At 70.8% G+C, this 18,040-nt stretch carries 15 protein-coding genes; 6 read left to right on the forward strand and 9 right to left on the reverse strand.

Annotation, left to right across the window (positions count from 1 at the left end; all coding sequences use genetic code 11):
- Positions 1-96: 96 nt before the first annotated feature.
- Complete coding sequence (locus ACYVHG_RS04560) at positions 97-522, forward strand: DoxX family protein (protein WP_461166233.1); 426 nt, start codon at positions 97-99, stop codon at positions 520-522.
- Here ACYVHG_RS04560 and ACYVHG_RS04565 read toward each other — a convergent pair.
- Both ACYVHG_RS04565 and ACYVHG_RS04570 read right to left on the reverse strand, forming a co-directional pair.
- On the reverse strand, positions 448-3,768 hold the full coding sequence (locus tag ACYVHG_RS04565; RefSeq protein WP_461166234.1) for an ATP-dependent helicase: 3,321 nt from the start codon (positions 3,766-3,768) through the stop codon (positions 448-450). The two genes, ACYVHG_RS04560 and ACYVHG_RS04565, sit on opposite strands and share 75 nt — an antisense overlap.
- Positions 3,761-7,075, reverse strand: a complete 3,315-nt coding sequence (locus ACYVHG_RS04570) for an ATP-dependent helicase (protein ID WP_461166235.1) — start codon at positions 7,073-7,075, stop codon at positions 3,761-3,763. The genes ACYVHG_RS04565 and ACYVHG_RS04570 overlap by 8 nt, the downstream gene beginning before the upstream one ends.
- Before the next feature lie 85 nt (positions 7,076-7,160).
- Here ACYVHG_RS04570 and ACYVHG_RS04575 point away from each other — a divergent pair, with 85 nt between their 5' ends.
- Entirely contained in the window at positions 7,161-7,919 is a 759-nt protein-coding gene (locus tag ACYVHG_RS04575) for an alpha/beta fold hydrolase (RefSeq protein ID WP_461166236.1), read from the forward strand.
- A 3-nt stretch (positions 7,920-7,922) separates the two neighbouring features.
- Positions 7,923-8,213 (forward strand): MGMT family protein, encoded by a 291-nt coding sequence (locus ACYVHG_RS04580; protein WP_461166237.1) that lies wholly within the window; start codon positions 7,923-7,925, stop codon positions 8,211-8,213.
- Positions 8,214-8,219: 6 nt separating this feature from the next.
- Here the strand turns inward: ACYVHG_RS04580 and ACYVHG_RS04585 are convergent, their stop codons facing one another.
- Positions 8,220-9,074, reverse strand: coding sequence for a TIGR02569 family protein (locus ACYVHG_RS04585; RefSeq protein WP_461166238.1), 855 nt, complete (start codon positions 9,072-9,074; stop codon positions 8,220-8,222).
- A gap of 37 nt (positions 9,075-9,111) precedes the next feature.
- Entirely contained in the window at positions 9,112-9,552 is a 441-nt protein-coding gene (locus ACYVHG_RS04590; RefSeq protein ID WP_461166239.1) for a nitroreductase/quinone reductase family protein, read from the reverse strand.
- A gap of 37 nt (positions 9,553-9,589) precedes the next feature.
- On the opposite strand from ACYVHG_RS04590, the gene ACYVHG_RS04595 reads away from it, so the two are divergent.
- Positions 9,590-10,186, forward strand: a complete 597-nt coding sequence (locus ACYVHG_RS04595; RefSeq protein WP_461166240.1) for a hypothetical protein — start codon at positions 9,590-9,592, stop codon at positions 10,184-10,186.
- Between the two features lie 7 nt (positions 10,187-10,193).
- Here ACYVHG_RS04595 and moeZ read toward each other — a convergent pair whose 3' ends face one another.
- The 3 genes from moeZ to ACYVHG_RS04610 are packed head-to-tail and all read right to left on the reverse strand — an operon-like array spanning position 10,194 to position 13,471.
- Entirely contained in the window at positions 10,194-11,384 is a 1,191-nt protein-coding gene (gene moeZ / locus ACYVHG_RS04600; RefSeq protein WP_461166241.1) for an adenylyltransferase/sulfurtransferase MoeZ, read from the reverse strand.
- Between the two features lie 43 nt (positions 11,385-11,427).
- The gene (locus ACYVHG_RS04605) at positions 11,428-12,426 is read right to left on the reverse strand and encodes a DUF3152 domain-containing protein (protein WP_461166242.1); all 999 of its coding nucleotides are present in this window, start codon (positions 12,424-12,426) and stop codon (positions 11,428-11,430) included.
- A gap of 52 nt (positions 12,427-12,478) precedes the next feature.
- Positions 12,479-13,471, reverse strand: a complete 993-nt coding sequence (locus ACYVHG_RS04610; RefSeq protein WP_461166243.1) for an alpha/beta fold hydrolase — start codon at positions 13,469-13,471, stop codon at positions 12,479-12,481.
- A gap of 103 nt (positions 13,472-13,574) precedes the next feature.
- Here ACYVHG_RS04610 and ACYVHG_RS04615 point away from each other — a divergent pair, with 103 nt between their 5' ends.
- The gene (locus tag ACYVHG_RS04615; RefSeq protein ID WP_461166244.1) at positions 13,575-14,252 is read left to right on the forward strand and encodes a TetR/AcrR family transcriptional regulator; all 678 of its coding nucleotides are present in this window, start codon (positions 13,575-13,577) and stop codon (positions 14,250-14,252) included.
- Between the two features lie 13 nt (positions 14,253-14,265).
- Here the strand turns inward: ACYVHG_RS04615 and ACYVHG_RS04620 are convergent, their stop codons facing one another.
- Complete coding sequence (locus tag ACYVHG_RS04620) at positions 14,266-15,420, reverse strand: DUF418 domain-containing protein (RefSeq protein WP_461166245.1); 1,155 nt, start codon at positions 15,418-15,420, stop codon at positions 14,266-14,268.
- A 96-nt stretch (positions 15,421-15,516) separates the two neighbouring features.
- A complete protein-coding gene (locus tag ACYVHG_RS04625; protein ID WP_461166246.1) occupies positions 15,517-17,145 on the reverse strand; it encodes a DEAD/DEAH box helicase in 1,629 nt (542 codons plus the stop codon).
- Between the two features lie 193 nt (positions 17,146-17,338).
- On the opposite strand from ACYVHG_RS04625, the gene ACYVHG_RS04630 reads away from it, so the two are divergent.
- Positions 17,339-18,010: a ferritin-like fold-containing protein gene (locus ACYVHG_RS04630; RefSeq protein WP_461166247.1), complete on the forward strand. Its 672-nt coding sequence runs from the start codon at positions 17,339-17,341 to the stop codon at positions 18,008-18,010.
- The last annotated feature ends 30 nt before the right edge of the window (positions 18,011-18,040 follow it).

The following is an 18,040-nucleotide window of genomic DNA, read 5'->3' on the forward strand; positions in this document are numbered from 1 at the left end:
CTGGACGATCCTTCACCCGGCGCTGACGATGCCGATCACTGTGTGTCCGGTTGAGCACGTCGCCGGAACCGTCCTGCAATCTGCCACAATCTTCAGATGGTGTCCACAGACCGCCGGGCGACCGGTACCGACAAGGCCGCGCGGGCGATGGCGGTGTCCCTCGCCGGAATGGGTGTGGCTCATTTCGCCGCGCCGCAACCCTTCGACGCGATCGTTCCGCCGAACCTACCGCTGGGCCTGACTCCGCGGCGCGCGACGGCATTGTCCGGAGTGGCTGAGCTGACCTGCGCGGGTCTGCTCGCGTTGCCGCGGACGCGCCGGCTCGGCGGCATCGCGGCGGCGGCACTGTTCACCGCGGTGTTTCCGGCGAACGTGTACATGGCGCAGCAGTGGTCCGATAAGCCGCTTCCGATGCGGCTCGGTGCGTACGCACGACTGCCGATGCAGCTACCGATGATCCTCACCGCGGTCCGGATCGCCCGCGGACGCGATCAGGGCGGCCAGTCCGGCGTGGTCGAGTAGGTCGGTCGGCGCCACCGTCTCCCCCGACCGGACGTAGAAGAACGCCGCTCGGACCTGTCCGACGGAGACGTCCCGAAGCCGGGCCCACGCCAGCCGGTAGGCGGCGAGCTGCACCGCTGCGGCACGCTCGTCACCGGGGTCGGTGGGACGGTTGCCGGTCTTCCAGTCGACGACGGTGAATCCGCCGCCCGGGTCCCGGAAGACCGCGTCCATCCGCCCGCGGACGACGGTGCCCGCCGCGGCGATCTCGAACGGCACCTCGATGTCGACCGGGGAGCGTGCGGCCCACTGACTGTCCTCGAAGCGGCGTTGCAGCAGCGCCAGGTTCTCGTCGGCGCCCGAGTCACCGTCGGCGGCTCCGGGCAGTTCGTCGAAGTCGAGCAGGCGGCTCGCGCCGTAGCGCCGTTCGAGCCAGGCGTGGAAGGCGGTGCCGCGACGGGCGTACGGGTTGGGCTTGTAGGGCATGGGACGGCGCAGTCGTCCGGCGAATGCGGCGGGACTGCGCCGCAGTTCCACCAGTTGGCTCACCGACACCTCACGGGGCACAGCGACCTGCAGTTCCAGATCGGCGAGCCGGGCTCGTTCGGCGAGCAGGGCGCTCACCTCGGCGGCCCAGCCGTGCGGGTCGGGCTCGTCCGGGGCGGGTTCGGCGGCGCCGGGCAGCGCGGCGAGCACGAGCGCGGCACCGGCGTCGGCATCGGCGCGGTGCGCGGCCAGGAAGTCTCGGGGCCATGGCAATTGCACCGGTTCGGCTTCCAGCGGGTTGGTGGAGTCCTCGGTGGGTTCGTCGGACCAGATCCGCACCGCCTCGGGTGCGTGGTCGCGTGCCGCGGTCAGGAACTTCGACGGCGCCTTCGGCTTCTTGACGTCCTCGCTCCAGTAGTGACCGGACAGCAGCAGTACCGATTGGGTGCGGGTGACGGCCACGTAGAACAGGCGCTCGTCCTCGCTGACGTTCATGTCCTTGAGCGCCTTCTTGTGCGCCTCCAGGCTGTCTTCGAGGTCCTTGCGGTTGTTGCACCCCGACAGGTCCAGTCCTGGGACGCCGTCGCTCTCGCCCGGTTCGGCTCGGTCACCGCGCAGTGCGGGTTGCAGTTCCGCCGGTGACGTCAGCCAGGTGGGTAGCGCCCGGTTCGACGGGAAGATGCCCTCGGACAGGTGCGGGACGGCCACGACGTCCCATTCCAAGCCCTTCGCCGAATGCACGGTGAGCACCTGGACCCGGTCGGCGGCGACTTCCACATCGCCCGGGGTGAGCCCGCCCTCGACCTTCTCGGCGGCGGCCAGGAAAGCGAGCAGGCCCGGCAGCGTCGCGCTCGGTCGTTCGGCGTAGGAGACCACGACATCGGCGAAGGCGTCCAGGTGTTCCCGGCCGGTGGCGCGCCCGCCGAGTTGGCGGGAGGCACGGATGCGGGTCTCGATGCTCACTCCCAGCACCCGTTCGGCTTCGGCGACGATCTCCGGCAGGGGGTGTCCCAGACGCTGCCGGACGTGCCGCACCTGGCGGTCCAGCGACCGGATCTTCGCCAGGCCGGCCGTCGAATAATCGGTGGGCGGGCCGGGGTCGGCGATGGCGTCCCCCAGTCCGGCGGCATCGAGCGTCTCCGCCGGGAGGGTGGCGTCCAGGGCGGCGTCGAGTTCGTCGGTGGTGGCGACGGTCCCGGTGGCGGCGCGGCCGGTGCTGTGCGCGATCCGGCGGGCCCGGTCCCACAGGGCGCGCAGATCGGCGGCGCCGAGTTGCCACCGCGGTCCGGTGAGCAGCCGCATCGCCGCGGTCCCGGCGAGCGGTTCCACCGCCAGTCTCAGCAGCGCCACCACGTCCTGCACCTCGGGCGTGTGCAGCAAACCACCCAGCCCCACCACTTCCACTGGAACTCCGCGTTCGCCGAGGGCGGCGGCAAGACCCGCGGAATCGGCGTTGCGCCGCACCAGTACCGCGACGGTCGGAGGCTCCTGCCCTGCGTCGATCCGCGCGCGCCACTGTTCGGCGATCGCATCGGCCGTCCAGGCCCGCTCGTCGATCACGGTGTGGTGCAGCGCGATCCGCAGATCACCCGCCGGCGCGTCCGGTCTGGCCTTGAGCTCGGAGACGGGCACTCCCCTGCTGCGGAGCTCCTCGGAGACCGCGTTCGCGAGACTCAGTGCGCCGGTCGGATTGCGCCAGCTGGTGAGCAGTTCCCGGCGGGGCGCCGGACAGCCGTCGCCGCCGGGGAAGTCGGTGGCGAACCGGGGCAGGTTCGCCGCGGACGCGCCGCGCCAGCCGTAGATCGACTGGATCGGATCTCCCACCGCGGTCACCGCCGCCGCACCGGACGGGCCACCGAACAGGGAGGTCAGCAGCATCCGCTGAGCGTGGCCGGTGTCCTGGTACTCGTCGAGCAGGACCGCGGCGAACCGTCCCCGCTCCAGTCCCGCGACGTCCGGGTTCGCCAGCGCCAGCTGGGCGGCCAGCCCCATCTGGCTGCCGAAGTCGAGGACCTCGCGGGCGCGCATCTCGGCGGCGACGGCCCGCACCAGGGGGATCAGGTTGCGGCGCTGCTCCTGGATCTGTGCTGCGGTCACCAGTTTCGCGTTCGGCGCCGCCTTCTGCCTCGGCCCGGCCGGCAGCAGCTCGATCAACCGCTCGAGCTCGTCGTCGCAGGTTTCGAGCTGATCCGGCGAGACCAGATGATCGGCCAGGGCGCCGGACAACCCCAGCACCTGTTCGGTGAGGGTGGCCGGATTCTTGTCGGTCTCCAGGGTGTCACCCCAGCCGGTGATCACGTCGTAGGCGATCTGCCAGCGTTCGGTCTCGGACACCAGTCGTACCGACGGCTCCACCGGCAGCAGCATGCCGTAGTCGCCGAGCAGCCGTCCCGCGTAGGCGTGGTACGTGCTGATCTCCGGTTCCACGGTGCGCAGCAGCATCCGCAGGTCTCCGGACGGGTCGATCCGGTCCACCACCGGTGCACCGGCGAGGCGCGCGAGCCGCTTGCGGACGCGGATCATCAGCTGCTGCGCGGCCTTGCGGGTGAAGGTCAGTCCGAGCACCTGGTCCGGTGTGACGTACCGGTTGGCGATCAGCCACACCACCCGGCCCGCCATGGTCTCGGTCTTCCCGGCGCCGGCGCCGGCGACCACCAGGCACGGGCCCAGCGGTGCCTCGATCACCGCGCGCTGCTCGTCGGTCGGAGCGAAAGCCTGGCCGAGCTCGTGGGCGAGGTCGACCGCTGAGATCAGCGGCGGATACGGGAACCGGTCAGTCATCGACGACGCTCCTGCCCTTATCGACGACGGGACAGCACGGAGCCACCGAGCAGTGCTCGCAGGAGGCGTTGAGGGTGGCGGGGAACTGCGGCCCTCGGGTGCGGGCGGCGGCGGTGCGGATCACGCCCAGCCATTCCTCGACGTCCTGCGGTTCCAGTGCCGCCTGCTCCCGGACGGTGGCACCGGTCTTGTTGTGCGCCTTGGCCACGTACACCAGCTTGCCTCCACCGGGCTGTTCGGCGACACCGCCGACTCCGCCGTGCGCGAGCGCGACCTGGTACGTGCGCAGCTGCGCCTGGGCCTGCCCCTCCGCCTGGGTGGGTACCGTTCTGCCGGTCTTGACGTCCACCACCACGGGACGGCCCAGTGCGTCCCGTTCGAGCCGGTCGATGCGGCCCCGTATGCGCACGTCGGGCTGGTTCCCGCCGGCAGTCGCATCACCCTCGATCACCGCGTCCACCCCGATCTCCACGCCGGCCTCAGTGAGTTCGCCCCGGCTGCCGGCGAGCCAGGTCCGGAAGGACTCGAGCATCTCCTCGGTACGCGCCAGTTCCCGCCGGGCGAACCAGTCGGCCTCCAGATCGACCCGGTCCCACACCTTCTCCAGGGAACGGGTGACCTCGTCCTTGGGGATGCGGCCGGCGACCGCCTGGACCAGGGTGTGCACCAGGTTGCCGGTGGCCTGTTTCGCGGAATCACCGTCGCGTCCGCCGAACCGCTCCAGCATCCAGCGCAGAGCGCAGGCCGAGAGCGCCTCGACGTTCGACGGTGACAGCGCCACCGGACCGTCCTCGGGCTGCCACAGCGGATCGTCGGTACTGGCGCCGGCCAGGCCGTACCAGCTGTCCGGGTGCGCGCCGGGAACGCGGTCGGCGGCGAGCCGGGCCAATTGCCGTGCGGCGTGCTCGCGTTCGGACTGTTCGCACTGTGGATCGCAGACCGCCGCGCGCAGTGTTGCGACCAATGAGCGCAGGTCCAGGGAGCCGGACGGGGCGCTCTCCACTGCGGGGGTGTACGTCTCGGGGTCGGCGTCGCCGGACGGTGCCACACCCTGCAGGAAGCGTGACGGGGTGAGGTCACCGTCGCCGTCGGCGGTGTCGACCGCGGTGATGAGCAGCGTGCGACGGGCACGGGAGCAGGCCACCAGCAGCAGCCTGCGCTCCTCGGCGAGCAGCGGCAGAGACCGGGAGACGGTGGGCAGCGCAGCCGGGTCCATGCCGTCGAGGGCGTCGAGCAGTTCGTCCGTGCCGAGCAGTCCGCCGCGGCGGCGCAGGTTGGGCCAGCGGCCCTCCTGCACACCGGCCACCGCGACCACCTCCCATTCACGGCCCAGGGTGCTGTGTGCGGACAGCAGGGTGACACCGGGAGTGGTGGGCTGGTCGCGGCGGATGCCCGAGCGTGGGATCTGGAGTTGTTCGAGGTATTCGATGAACGCGGTGACGGACGCAGTGGGCAGCGTGTCGGTGAAGTCGGCGGCGGAGTCGAAGAGCCCCATCACCGCGTCGAGGTCGCGGTCCGCCTGTTCACCGAGGGTGCCGCCGCGCAGGGCCAGGGCGCTCCACTTCGCAGCGAGCCCGGTGGCCGCCCACGCGGCCCACAGAGTCTCCTCGACGGTGCCGGTGACGGCGCCGGCGCGGGCGGCCCGGATCGCGGCCAGGACCCGCTGCACCGGTTCGGCTTCCAGTTCGGTGAGCACCTCGAGGTAGGGCCCGAAGTCTGCGGCGCCGGTGAGCACGGCGGTGAGGATCTCCGCGGAGCCGCGTTCCTCCGCCTGGTCGGCGCGACGGACGGCCCGGCGCACCCGGCGCAGGGTGAGCGGATCTCCCCCACCCACCGGCCCGGTGAGCAGGGCGATCGCCTCCACCGGATCGAGCGTCTCCGGTGCCACGGCGGCCCGCAGCACGGTGAGCAGGGCGTGCACCGTGCGCTGGCGGGCCAGAGGTGCGTCCTGCGCGGGAACGGTGACCGGCACGCCGGCGTAGGCCAGGGCCCGGCGCAGCGGCGCCACCGATGCGGACACCGAGCGCACCACGATCGCCATCTCCTCCCAGGGCACACCGCCGAGGACGTGTTCGCGGCGCAGCATCGCGGCGACGGCATCGGCCTCCTTGGCGGGGGTGGAGAACAGCCGGACCTCCGCCGAGCCGGCACGGGGCCGTTCCGGGGCGACCGCCTGGAACCGGTTCGGCAGTCGCGCGGAGATCCGATTCACCGTGGCAGCCACCTCCTGCCCGAACCGGAAGCTGCGTTCGAGCACCACATCGCGCCGGGGAGGCACGTCGAGGTCCTGCAGGAATCGGGTGCTGGCGCCGCGGAAGGAGTTGACCGCCTGATCCGGATCACCGGCGACGACCGTCAGTTCGGTGCCGGTGCCGAGCAGCCTGATCAGCGCCGATGCCAGCGGATCGAGGTTCTGGGCGTCGTCGACCAGGAGGAAGCGGATCCGCTCACGCTGCTGCGCGAGGAGCGAATCGTCCGTCGCGAGAGCGGTGACGGCGGCGTCGATGAGCTCTGCGGCGTCCACCGCCGGGGCGACCGCGTGCGGTCCGGCCAGGCCCACCGAACCGCGCAGCAACGTGGTCTGCTGGTACTCGCGCAGCGCAGTGGCCGCCGCCAGCCATTCCTCGCGTTCGAACCGGCGGCCCAGTGCCTCGATCTCGTCCGGTCCGGCGTTGCGCTGCGCCGCCTGCGCGAACAGGTCGCGCAGCGCGCCGGCGAACCCACTGGTGCCCAGCGCGGGACGCAGTCGCGGCGGCCAGTGGGCGCCGTCGTCGTCGAGGTTGCCGCGCAGCAGTTCGCGTACCACGGCATCCTGCTCGGAACCGGTGATCAGCCGGGGCGGCGGGCTGCCGGTGTGCGCGGCCTGCAAGCGCAGCACCGCGAAGGCCAGCGAGTGCACGGTTCGCACCAGTGGCTCGCCGGTGGCGTGCACCCCCTCGGCACCGGCCAGTACCCGGGACGACAGTTCCCGGCGGAATCTGCCCGCGGCGCGCTTGTCCCCCACCAGGATCAGAACCGACTCCGGTTCCACGAAGGGATCGGTCAGTTTGGCGACGGCGATGTCCATCAGGGCGGAGGTCTTCCCGGTGCCCGGGCCGCCACGGATGCGGTACGGAGACCAGCCGCCCACATCCAGTGGAAGGGCACCGGTGGACGGTGCCGCGAGTTCGGCTACCAGCCCCTCCCACTCCCGGGCAGGAGGTGGCGGCGGCTCGGTGTAGTGCAACCGCAGGCGGGGGCGGCGGCGCCCCTCACCGGAACCGGCCCCGGATCCGGCGGGAACCCCGCTCAACTCATCGCCGTCCATCCCGCCCCCTCCCGATCGTGCGTCCGTCGATCACATCACAGGCCACCGACAGGTCCGCACACCACCGCGGGGGCACAATCGGAACATGCTGAACACGCACGTCTACGGACCGGATTCCCCGGACGCTCCCACCGTCCTCGCGATCCACGGGGTCACCGGTCACGGCGGCCGTTGGCGCCGCCTCGCCGACGATCAGCTGCCCGGGGTGCGGGTACTGGCGCCGGACCTGCGTGGCCACGCCCGTTCGACCTGGGCTCCGCCGTGGCACCTGGAGCAGCACGTGGCCGATCTGATCGGGGTCGTCGAGCGGCACGGCGGCGGGCCCGTGACGGTGATCGGGCATTCGCTCGGTGGAGCGCTGGCGTGTCGGCTCGCCGCGGCCCGCCCGGACCTGGTGCGGGCGGTGCTGCTCCTCGATCCGGCGCAGCAGCTCGATCCGCGGTTGTGCCGGATCACCGCCGAACAGAGCATCGAGTTCTTCGATTTCACCTCCCCGTCGGAGGCGAAACAGGACAAGCGGTCCGGGGCGTGGGCACAGGTGCCCGAGGATGTTCTGGACGCCGAGATCGCCGAACACCTGGTGCACCGGGACTCGGGCCGGTGGGAATGGGACGTCAGTCGCCCGGCGATGGTCGCGCTGTGGGGTGAGCTGGCGCGCACCGCGGTCGGGACACCGTCGGACGTGCCGACGGTGTTGCTGCGCGCGCAGCGGGCGGGATTCGTCGGCGAGGCGCAACTGTCGGCCATGCCGCACGCGCAGGTCGTGGACGTACCGTCGGACCACATGGTGGCGCAGGAGGTTCCCGGCGTCGTCGGTGAGCACGCCCGCCGGATGATCGGCTGAACCGTGGCGGCGGTGACCGAGGAGCAGGTGGAGGCGGTACGCGCGGCGATCGCCGCGATCCCACCCGGACGGGTCCGCACCTACGGCGACATCGCCGACGAGGTGGGACTGTCGACGCCGCGGACCGTGGGCTGGGTGCTACGCACCGACGCCTCGGATCTGCCCTGGCAGCGGGTGGTTCCGGCGAGCGGGCGCCCATCCGAGCACATCGCGCGCAGACAACTGGAGCTCCTGCGCGCCGAAGGGGTGCTCAGCGACGGCGGCCGGATCGACCTGCGCCGGTACCGGCTCTGACCCGTTTCAGAGCAGCCAGCGGGCGACCTCGGCGATGTGCTCGAGTCCGGGCAGCGCCTCGGCCTCCGACCGTGGATGCAGCGCGTGCACCGCCAGCCGGAAGATCAGCGCGCGCAGCACCATCTGCGGCCATTCGGGGAGATCCTTCCAGCGCATCAACAGGCCGTCGTCGGCACCGCCCCAGGCCAGGCCGTCCACGGCGACCACCGCGGCTGCCCACGCGGCGGGCCGCCAGTACGGGGTGAAGTCGGTGATACCGGGCGCTGCGGCGCCGGCGAACAGCACCGATCCGGCGAGGTCGCCGTGCACGAGTTGAGGCGCGGATTCGACCGGGGTGCGCAGCTGCGCGAGCTGCCCGACCAGTTCCACCGCGCGCTGCCGGTGCTCGACGGTCTCGTCGAGCGCGCCGAGTTTGCGCGCGAGAGTCAGTGGACGGTCCTCCCAGGCCGCCCGGTCGGCGAAGCCGAAGTAGTCCACATCGGTGTAGGGCGCCACCGCCGGGGCGGAGAGGAACCGGGGCCGTTCGAGCTTGGCGGTCACCTCGTGCAGCCGGTTGGCCATGGAGATGATCTCGTCGAATCGGGGCTCGATCGAACCGGCGATGAAGGTGTCGGCACGCCAGGAGGACACCACGTACCGGCCGTCGGTGGCGCGGAACGGACGGGCCAACCGCATTCCGTCGACGAACAGGTCCTCGCGGACCTTCGCCGACCAGGCCGCGCGGGCATGGTCGGCGATCAGGGAGAGCACCACTTCACCGCAGCGCCATCCGCCGTCCCACTCGGCACCCAGCGCGATCGGCTCGGCGCCGCCCAGACCGAACGTGGATAGGACGTGCGCAGGAGGTTCGACGGGGCTCACAGTAGAGAAATCTACCCGTGCCGGGGCCCGGAAGCCGCTAGGCGCGGCGCGGCTCGACCAGGAGAATCGGGATCAGGCGATCGGTCTTGTCCTGATACTCCGCGTACGGCGGGTAGGCGGCGACCGCCCGCTCCCACCACTGCTCGCGCTCGGCGCCGTGGATCTCGTGCACCGGCCCGGAGACGACGACGGTGCCGTCCTGGACGTCGACCTCCCCGGCGGCGAGCATCGCGGAGAACCACACCGGGTTCTGCGGGGCCCCACCCAGCGAGGCGACCGCGGCGTACACGCCATCGTGTTCGACCCGCATGAGCGGGCGACGGTGCAGCTTGCCGGACTTCGGGCCGCGGTAGGTCATCAGGACGACCTTCATCCCCGCGACGCCCACCGAATCAGTGGTTCCGGTCTCGTCGATCTTGGCCAGCTGGTCGGCGACCCAACCGGTCTTCTCCTGCGCGTACTCACCTTCGAGGGCCATGGCTCCACGGTAACGCCGATTGCCGGACAATGGGCGGGTGCACGCAGTTGATCCCCACCGGCCCGTGGTGACGGTCTCGGTCCAGTTCCCCGACCTGTCGGCGCCGGAGTTCGACGGTGTCCGTGCCCGGCTGACGGCCGGGCATCCGGACCGGATCGTGGTGCCGCACCACGCGCATCGCTGGTACGCGGCATCGTCGGATCCGGACACGGTGCAGGCGCTGGTGCACGCGCTGCGAGCGGTGATCGAGGGCCGCCGGCTCTCCTTCGACGACGAGGAGGCGCTCGACGATCTCAGCCAGGAGTACACGGACTGGCTGGAGGAGTCCGCCGAGACCGACGACGCCGAATCCGGTCCGGTGTTGAGTTTCTCGGTGCACCTGCCGGCGCTCGGCCGCGACGAGTTCGCTGATCTGCTGGACTCCCTGCGCGCGGAGCATCCGCGCCGCATCGTCCTCGGGGAGCAGCGGGGACTGAGCCATCACGAGCTCTCCGACCGGGCGGCGATCGACTCCCGCCTGCCGGGTATCCGCGCGGCGCTGGCGGGTGAGCCGGTGCGCACCACCGACTCGTTACCGCTGATCGCGCTGCTCGACGAGTACGCGGCGTGGCTCTCGGCGAACCCGCCGAACTGATCGGGCGTCAGTACACCGGCAGGGACCGGTCCACCTGCCGCGCATAGGCGTTGATGCCACCCTGCAGGTGCACCGCGTCGTGGTACCCGGCGCCCTGCACCGCGGCGAGTACCTCCGCCGAGCGGACACCCGTCTTGCAGTACAGCACCAGCTTCTTGTCGGCGGAGACCTGTGCGAGCCCCTCACCGGATTCGAAGGCGCCCTTGGGGACCAGCTTGGCGCCGTCGAGGTGGACGATGTCCCACTCCACCGGCTCGCGGACGTCCACCAGTTCGTAATCGAGGCCGGCGGTGCCCATCCCGGCGAGTTCGGCCGGGGTGATCGTGCTACCCGCGGCGGCGCGCTCGGCAGCATCGGAGACCACGCCGCAGAACTCCTCGTAGTCGATGAGTCCTTCGATGGTGGGCGAGTCCGGGTCTTTACGGATCCGGATGGTGCGGTAGCTCATCTCCAGTGCGTCGTAGACCATCAGCCGCCCGAGCAGCGTTTCACCGATCCCGGTGATCAGCTTGACCGCCTCGGTGCCCATGATGGAACCGATGGAGGCGCACAGGACCCCGAGCACACCGCCTTCGGCGCAGGAGGGCACCATCCCCGGGGGCGGAGCCACCGGGTACAGGTCGCGGTAGTTCAGGCCCCGCTTCTGCCCGTCGGGACCGTCGGGCGCGTCCTCCCAGAACACCGACGCCTGACCCTCGAACCGGAAGATCGATCCCCATACGTACGGCTTGTGCGCGAGGACTGCGGCATCGTTGACCAGGTAACGGGTGGCGAAGTTGTCGGTGCCGTCGAGGATCAGGTCGTACTGCTCGAACAACTGCACCGCGTTCTCCGGCTCCAGCCGCTGCCGGTGCAGGTTCACCTGCACCAGCGGATTGATCTCGGCGATCGAGTCGCGTGCGCTCTCGGCCTTCGGCCGTCCCAGGTCGGAGACGCCGTGGATGACCTGGCGCTGCAGGTTGGAGGCGTCGACCTCGTCGAATTCGACGATGCCGATGGTGCCGACACCGGCTGCGGCCAGGTACAGCAGCGCGGGGCTGCCGAGTCCGCCGGCACCGATCACCAGCACTCTGGCGTTCTTGAGGCGTTTCTGCCCCTCGACGCCCATCTCTGGGATGATCAGGTGCCGCGAATACCGGGCGACCTCGTCGCGGGTCAGATCGGCGGCGGGTTCGACGAGCGGAGGCAACGTACTCACGAGCGGTTCAACACCGTCGAGCCGCGCACCATTCCCCCGCGGGTCAGTTCAGGACCGGTGCCACCCAGGCGTTGGGCCTGCAGACCAGGTCGTTGTTGAAACCGTCGGATTTGTCGAGGTTGAAGATGTCACGGTTCTTCACCCCGAAACTCTGCTGCATCATGATCGGCGCGAGGGCGCCCTGCGCCGGGCAGGCCACGTGCTGCGGGTAGCCGATGGCGTGCCCGACCTCGTGGTTGATCGCGTACTGGCGGTAGCCGGTGAGGTCGCCCTCGAAGCCGCCGGCGCCGCGCACCCAGCGGGCCAGGTTGATCACCACCCGGCCCAGCTCACCGTTGTAGCAGGACGATTCCAGCTGGATGGTGTAGCCGCAGGCCGAACGAGTGGTCATCGGCGAGGTGAGCGAGATGGTGAAGTCCGGGGCTCCCCGGTCGATCCGCTGGAAGGCGACCGCCGGATCGTGGATCCAGCTGCGCGGATCGGCGAGGGTGCGATCGATCATGGTCGCGAAGGGCTGGTCGCCGCCGAGTGCGCCCATGTCCACACCGTCCTCGACGGCGACCATGTACGTGAAGGTCTGCTGCTTGCCCTCTCCGACCTTCGCGGTGGCGCCCGGAACGACGTGCCAGATGCCCTGCCCCTTCTCGGTGTACGGTCCACCGGCCGGCAGCATTCCGGCCTGCGGCACCGGGCCCTGCACCTTGCTGGGCGCACCCACGATGGTCTTACCCGGGGTGGGATTGCGCGAGAGGTTCTCGGTGGACGGGTCCTGGACCGGTTTCTCGGTGGCGAACGGGTTTCCGGCGAAGGTCACGAACAGGGCGAACACCGTGAGGATCGCGAGCACCGGCACGGCGTAGGCCCGCCAGCCGTAGGTGCTCAGCACGCGCCCCAGACGGCCCTGCTTGCGGTACTGCCGCTCGCGGGCGGGCCGGTTGCGCCCCTCCCGGGAGGTGGATTGCGAATTGATCGGGTCCCACTCCGCCCGCAGCGGCGCGCGACCGTCCGGCCTCGGACGCCTCGGGTTCGAAGGACTGCTCACGTCGTCAACAATTCCACGACGGGAACCTCTGTTGTGGAAACGACACGCGCGCTCAGTCCGATCCGGCGGAGCGGATCAGGTCGGCGATGATCCGCGCGGTCGCTTCGGGGCGTTCCATCTGCGCGACGTGTCCGACGTCCTCGAACACGGTCAGGGTGCTGCCCCGGATGTGCCGGACCACCTTCGGCGCCACTCCGACGCTCACCAGCAGGTCCCGCGCGCCCCACAGTACCGCTGTGGGCACGCTGATCGCGCGCGCGGCCGCCCAATGGCTTGCTCCGAAGTCGACGATCCAGCTGCGGACCAGCGCGTTGAAGCTCGCCGCCAGCGCCGACGGCGCCCAGGGCATCGACGCGCGGGCCGCGGCCTGGTCGATCGCCTGACGCCTGCGGACCGGACCGAGCACCGTCGGGTCCACCAGGATCTCGCGGAAGGTCTGGTCGACCTGCCGCTCCGGGTAGGCACTGGCGACCAGCCGGAAACCGGCTGGCCCCACCCCGGGCAGCCGGACCAGCGACAACGGCAGGAATTGCAGTCGGCGCACCCGTGGCCGCAGGTCCGGGAAGGCCGGCGAGATCAGCGACAGGCTGGCCAGCAGGTCCGGGCGCAGCATCGCCACGCGCACGGCGATCGCACCGCCGAGTGAGTTGCCCACCAGGTGCACCCGGCCGGGCCGCACGGCGACCACGGTCTCGAGGTAGGCGATCACGGTCTGCGCGAACTCCTCCACCGAGTAGTCGCCGTCGGCGGGTGGGTCGGAGAGTCCGAATCCGGGCAGGTCCACCGCGTACGACGCGGCGACCGGGGCGAGCACCTGGCCGAGGTCGGTCCAGTTGATCGACGATCCGCCGAGGCCGTGGATCATGACCGCGGCGGGCCGCGAATCCAGAACCGCGGCGGGCCGCGAATCCAGAACCGCGGCGGGCCGCGAATCTCCACCGGCGGCGGCGTCGACGTGCCGGACGAACAGCCTCCGGCCGCGGAGGGTGACGAACCGTCCCGGCCAGACCTCACTGCTCCGGTTCACCGCTGCGAGTTCCGACACACCGGCAGCTTGCCAGAGCACGGACGGGTGGTCGAACGCGACGGGAGTATTGTCGACGGGTCAGGGGCAGCGACACGCCCCAACGAACTGTGAGGTGGGGTACATGGCGGATCTGGGTGCGACGGCCGCAGCGGGGGATTCCCGCGGCGGAGCCAATCCTGCCCCTCGCCGTACCGCCCGGCTGCCGCGCAGCGCACGCCGTATCCAGTTGCTCGAGGCCGCGAGCAGCGTGTTCGTCGATCTGGGCTATCACGCGGCCGGTATGGATGAGATCGCGGTGCGAGCCGGTGTCAGCAAGCCCGTGCTCTACCAGCATTTCCCCGGCAAGCTGGAACTGTACGTGGCGGTGCTCAACGCGCACAGCGAAGCGCTCGTGACCGGCGTCCGGGAGGCGCTGAGCAGCGTCACCGCGAACCACGAGCGGGTGATCGGAGCGGTCCGCTCGTTCTTCGACTTCGTCGATCTCGACAGCCAGGGCTACAAGCTGATCTTCGAGTCAGATGTACTCGAGCCGGTGGTGCAGGAGCGCGTCGAGGGTGCCGTGGACAAGTGCGTCGATGCGGTTTACGACTTGATCTCCGAGGACTCCGGCCTGGACCCCTATCGGGCGCGGATGCTGGCGGTGGGCCTGGTGGGGGCGAGCCAGGTCAGTGCTCGCTACTGGCTGTACGCCGACCGTCCGATCCCCAAGGAGGAGGCGGTGGCGACCACCGTCGAACTGCTGTGGGGCGGGTTGAGCGGAGTGCCGCTGGCCGGGCATCGCGCGGCGGCCAGGAAGTAGCCGAGCGAGCCGCTCAAGCCAGCCGGTGCATCAGCATCTCGATCGGCCCGCGGGAGAAGCGCCTGGTCCAGGCGGTCGAGGCGGCGATCAGGCATCCGACCACCAGTAGGTACACCGCGACGGTGAACACCAGGCGGTGCTCGGCGCCGTACCGCTGCGCCAGTCCCAGCCCCCAGCCGTAGCAGAGCACGGAGGCGATGAGGTTCTGCAGCACGTAGCAGCTCAGGGCCGTCTTCCCCACCCGGGACAGCGCGCTGCCCAGACGTCCCGGGGTGCGGCGGAGGTAGACCTGCGCGATCAGGGCGAGCAGTCCGGCCGCGACCATCGGAGCCAGCACGTAGCGTCCGGCGAAGACCGCCGGTCCGGACACGTGCAACGGCTCCCCGGCCAGGCCGAGGGTGAGGTCAGCGGCCGCAGCGACGGCTCCCATGGTGATCAGCCGGCGACGAAGCTCGCCACCGGTCTCGCCGAAGATCCCGGCCTGGTACAGCCGCGCACCGATCAGGAACAGGGCGATGGTCAGCGGGACGATGAAGATCGCCTCGGCGCGGAACAGCAGCGCCTCGTCGATCCGCAGGCGCACCAGGTCCCAGAAGCCGTCGTCGGCGAACGGGTTGGACTGGTCCGCCGGCTGCGGCTGCCCGGCCGGGGTGCCGGCCAATCCGACGATCACCACCGCGACCAGCCCCAGGTGCAGCACCAGGCATCCGACGATCCAGCGGGTGCGGGCCGCCGGGGCCAGGATCAACAGCGACGAGACGATCAGCGAGACCACCGCGTAGCCCATGAGCACGTCGAACTCGGCGATCAGCAGGTAGTGCAGGAGTCCGTCGGCGAAGAGCACCGCGGCCCGGCGCCAGTACCGTCCCGGCCACGCGCGACGGCCGGACTGCCCGGCCTCGGCGGCTCGCCGCATCGCGGAGGCCTGTTGGATCGCCAGGCCCACGCCGAACATCAGGCTCAGCAGTCCGAGGAACTTGCCCTGCGCCAGAGTCTGCAGCAGCCGGATCGGCCAGGACTCGGCGCCGACGGTGTCGATGTAGCCGAGGATCCCGGCGGGATCGGTGAAGATCCACACGTTGGTTCCGAAGGTGCCGAGGATGGCGATTCCGCGCGCTACGTCGAGTGCCGCGATGCGCGCGGTCGTCGGGGCCGCGATGGTGCTCATGGTGACCGATCCTGGCGCGGAGAGCAGAACCCCGCGACCACCGTTCGGCGGTCGCGGGGTCCATCGTTCGGGGGACCGTACTCGGCCCGGTCCGGCCTACTCGGCAGCGGTCGCGGTGGCGGTGCCGTCGGGCTTCTTCGCACCGGAGCGGCGGCGACGGCGACGCTTGCGCGGAGCTGCGGCGTCCCCCTCGGCCTGATCGGACGGTCCGGAGGACTGCGCTGCGGCCGGTGCGGCGCCGGCAGTCGCAGCAGGCGTAGCGGCGGTCGCGGTGGCGCCCCGTCCACCGCGCGTGCGGGTACGGGTGCGCTCGCGGCGCTCACGCGGCTTGCGCTCGACGACCTCGCCCTCGGCGCGCTTGCGGGTGCCGGGCAGCACGCCCTTGACGGCCGGGTCGATACCGAGGTCGGTGAACAGGTGCTCGCTGGAGCTGTAGGTCTCCACCGGCTCGGGCTTACCCAGTCCGAGCGCCTTGTCGATCAGCTCCCAGCGGTGCAGTTCGTCCCAGTCGACCAGGGTGACGGCGGTACCGGTCTTCCCGGCGCGGCCGGTGCGACCGATGCGGTGCACGTAGGTCTTGTCGTCCTCCGGGCACTGGAAGTTGATCACGTGCGTCACGTCGTCGATGTCGATGCCGCGCGCGGCGACGTCGGTGGCGACCAGCACGTCGATGGTGCCGTCGCGGAACTTGCCCAGGGCCTTCTCGCGGGCCACCTGGCCCAGGTCGCCGTGCACGGCGCCCACCTTGAAGCCGCGCTCACCGAGTTCGTCGGCGACCTTCTGCGCGGTGCGCTTGGTGCGGGTGAAGATCATGGTGGCGCCCCGCCCCTGCGCCTGCAGCACCTTCGCCACCAGCTCGGTCTTGTCCAGCGCGTGCGCGCGGTAGACGAACTGGGTGGTGCGCTCGTGCACCGCGGAGTCGTCGTGGTGCTCGGCGCGCACATGGGTGGGCTGCCGCAGGAAGGTGCGGGCCAGGGTGATGATCGGACCGGGCATGGTGGCCGAGAACAGCATGGTCTGCCGGTCGGCGGGGACCATCCCCAGAACCTTCTCGATGTCCGGGAGGAAGCCCAGGTCGAGCATCTCGTCGGCCTCGTCGAGCACCAGGATCTGGATCTTGCCGAGCACCAGGTGGCCCTGGTTCGCCAGGTCCAGCAGCCGGCCCGGGGTGCCGACGACCACGTCGACGCCCTTCTGCAGCGCCTCGATCTGGGACTCGTAGGGGCGGCCGCCGTAGATCGAGGTGATCTTCAGGTCCCGCTCACCCTTGGTGGTCTGCACGCGGACCCCGTCGGAGGCGCGCTCGAGATCTTCGGTGACCTGAACGCACAGCTCGCGGGTGGGGACGATGACCAGTGCGCGCGGGGTGCCGTCCAGGGCGCGCAGGCCGTCCTCGCCGGCGTCGGCGCGGGCCTGGGTGATCAGGCGGTCCAGCAGCGGGACACCGAAACCGTAGGTCTTACCCATGCCGGTGCGGGCCTGGCCGATCAGGTCGTTGCCGGCCAGCGCGAGCGGCAGCGTCAGTTCCTGGATCGCGAACGTGCGCTCGATGCCCCGCTTACCGAGGGCGTCGACGACGGCCCGGTCGACACCGAGTTCGGCGAAGGTGGGCGAGACGTGATCGTCGCCGATCACGTGCACGTCCGGCATGCCCTCCTCGACGGCGGGCTCGGTGCGGATATCGGTGTTCGTGGTCTGTGAGGTGGTGATGGTTCTGCCTTTCATCGGCGGCGTATGCGTCGCTTGTTCTCTTCCCGCGCGCACGATTGCGGCCGATGAATCGGCGACCTTCGCGGCCGCCCTCAGCGGACTCCACGCCCGGCGTCCGGGCGGAGTGCGCGCACAACATACCTGCGACCTCCATGGATCGCACCTGACCATGGTACCCCGTCGACCGCCTCCGACTAGCATGACAGTCATGAGCGAACAGCCGCCGTCCTCGGCGCTTCCTGGTGAGCACCCGGGAGTGGCGGCCCTGCTGGCGGTGCTGGCGTGCGGCGAACTGGCCGCGTTCGAGCGGCTGGCGAAGGAGTCGGAGATGGCTCCGGACCTGCGCGGCCGGATCGCGATGTCGGCGATGGCGGCGGCGCAGATGCGCAGTTTCGCGGTGCTCGAGTCCGAACTGGACCGGCGCGCGGTGGACGTGGTGGACGCCACCGCCCCGTACGTGCCGGTGATCACCCGGTACCACGAGCGCACCCCTGCGCGGAACTGGAACGAGGCCCTGGTCAAGGCATACATCGGAGACGGCCTGGCCGCCGATTTCGCTTCCGAGGTGGCGCGGGCGCTGCCCGCGGAACCGGCCGCCGTGATCGCGGCGGTGCTCGCCGATACCCGGGAGTCGGATTTCGCGGTGGAGCGGGTACAGGCGGCGGTCCGCTCGAATCCGGCGCTGCGGTCACCGCTGACTCTGTGGGGGCGGCGACTGCTGTCGGAGGCGATCACGCAGGCCCAGGAGGTACTCGCAGCGCGCGACGAGCTGGCGGCGCTGTTGTTCCAGGCCTCGGGCGCGCTGCCCGGTGTGGCGCAGTTGTTCGAGTCCTTGCAGACCAGGCACGCGGAGCGGATGGCGGCGCTGCGGCTGGGATGACTGCTGTCAGCAGAATCGGCGACGGCGGCG

This window comes from Tsukamurella serpentis, from assembly GCF_054780975.1.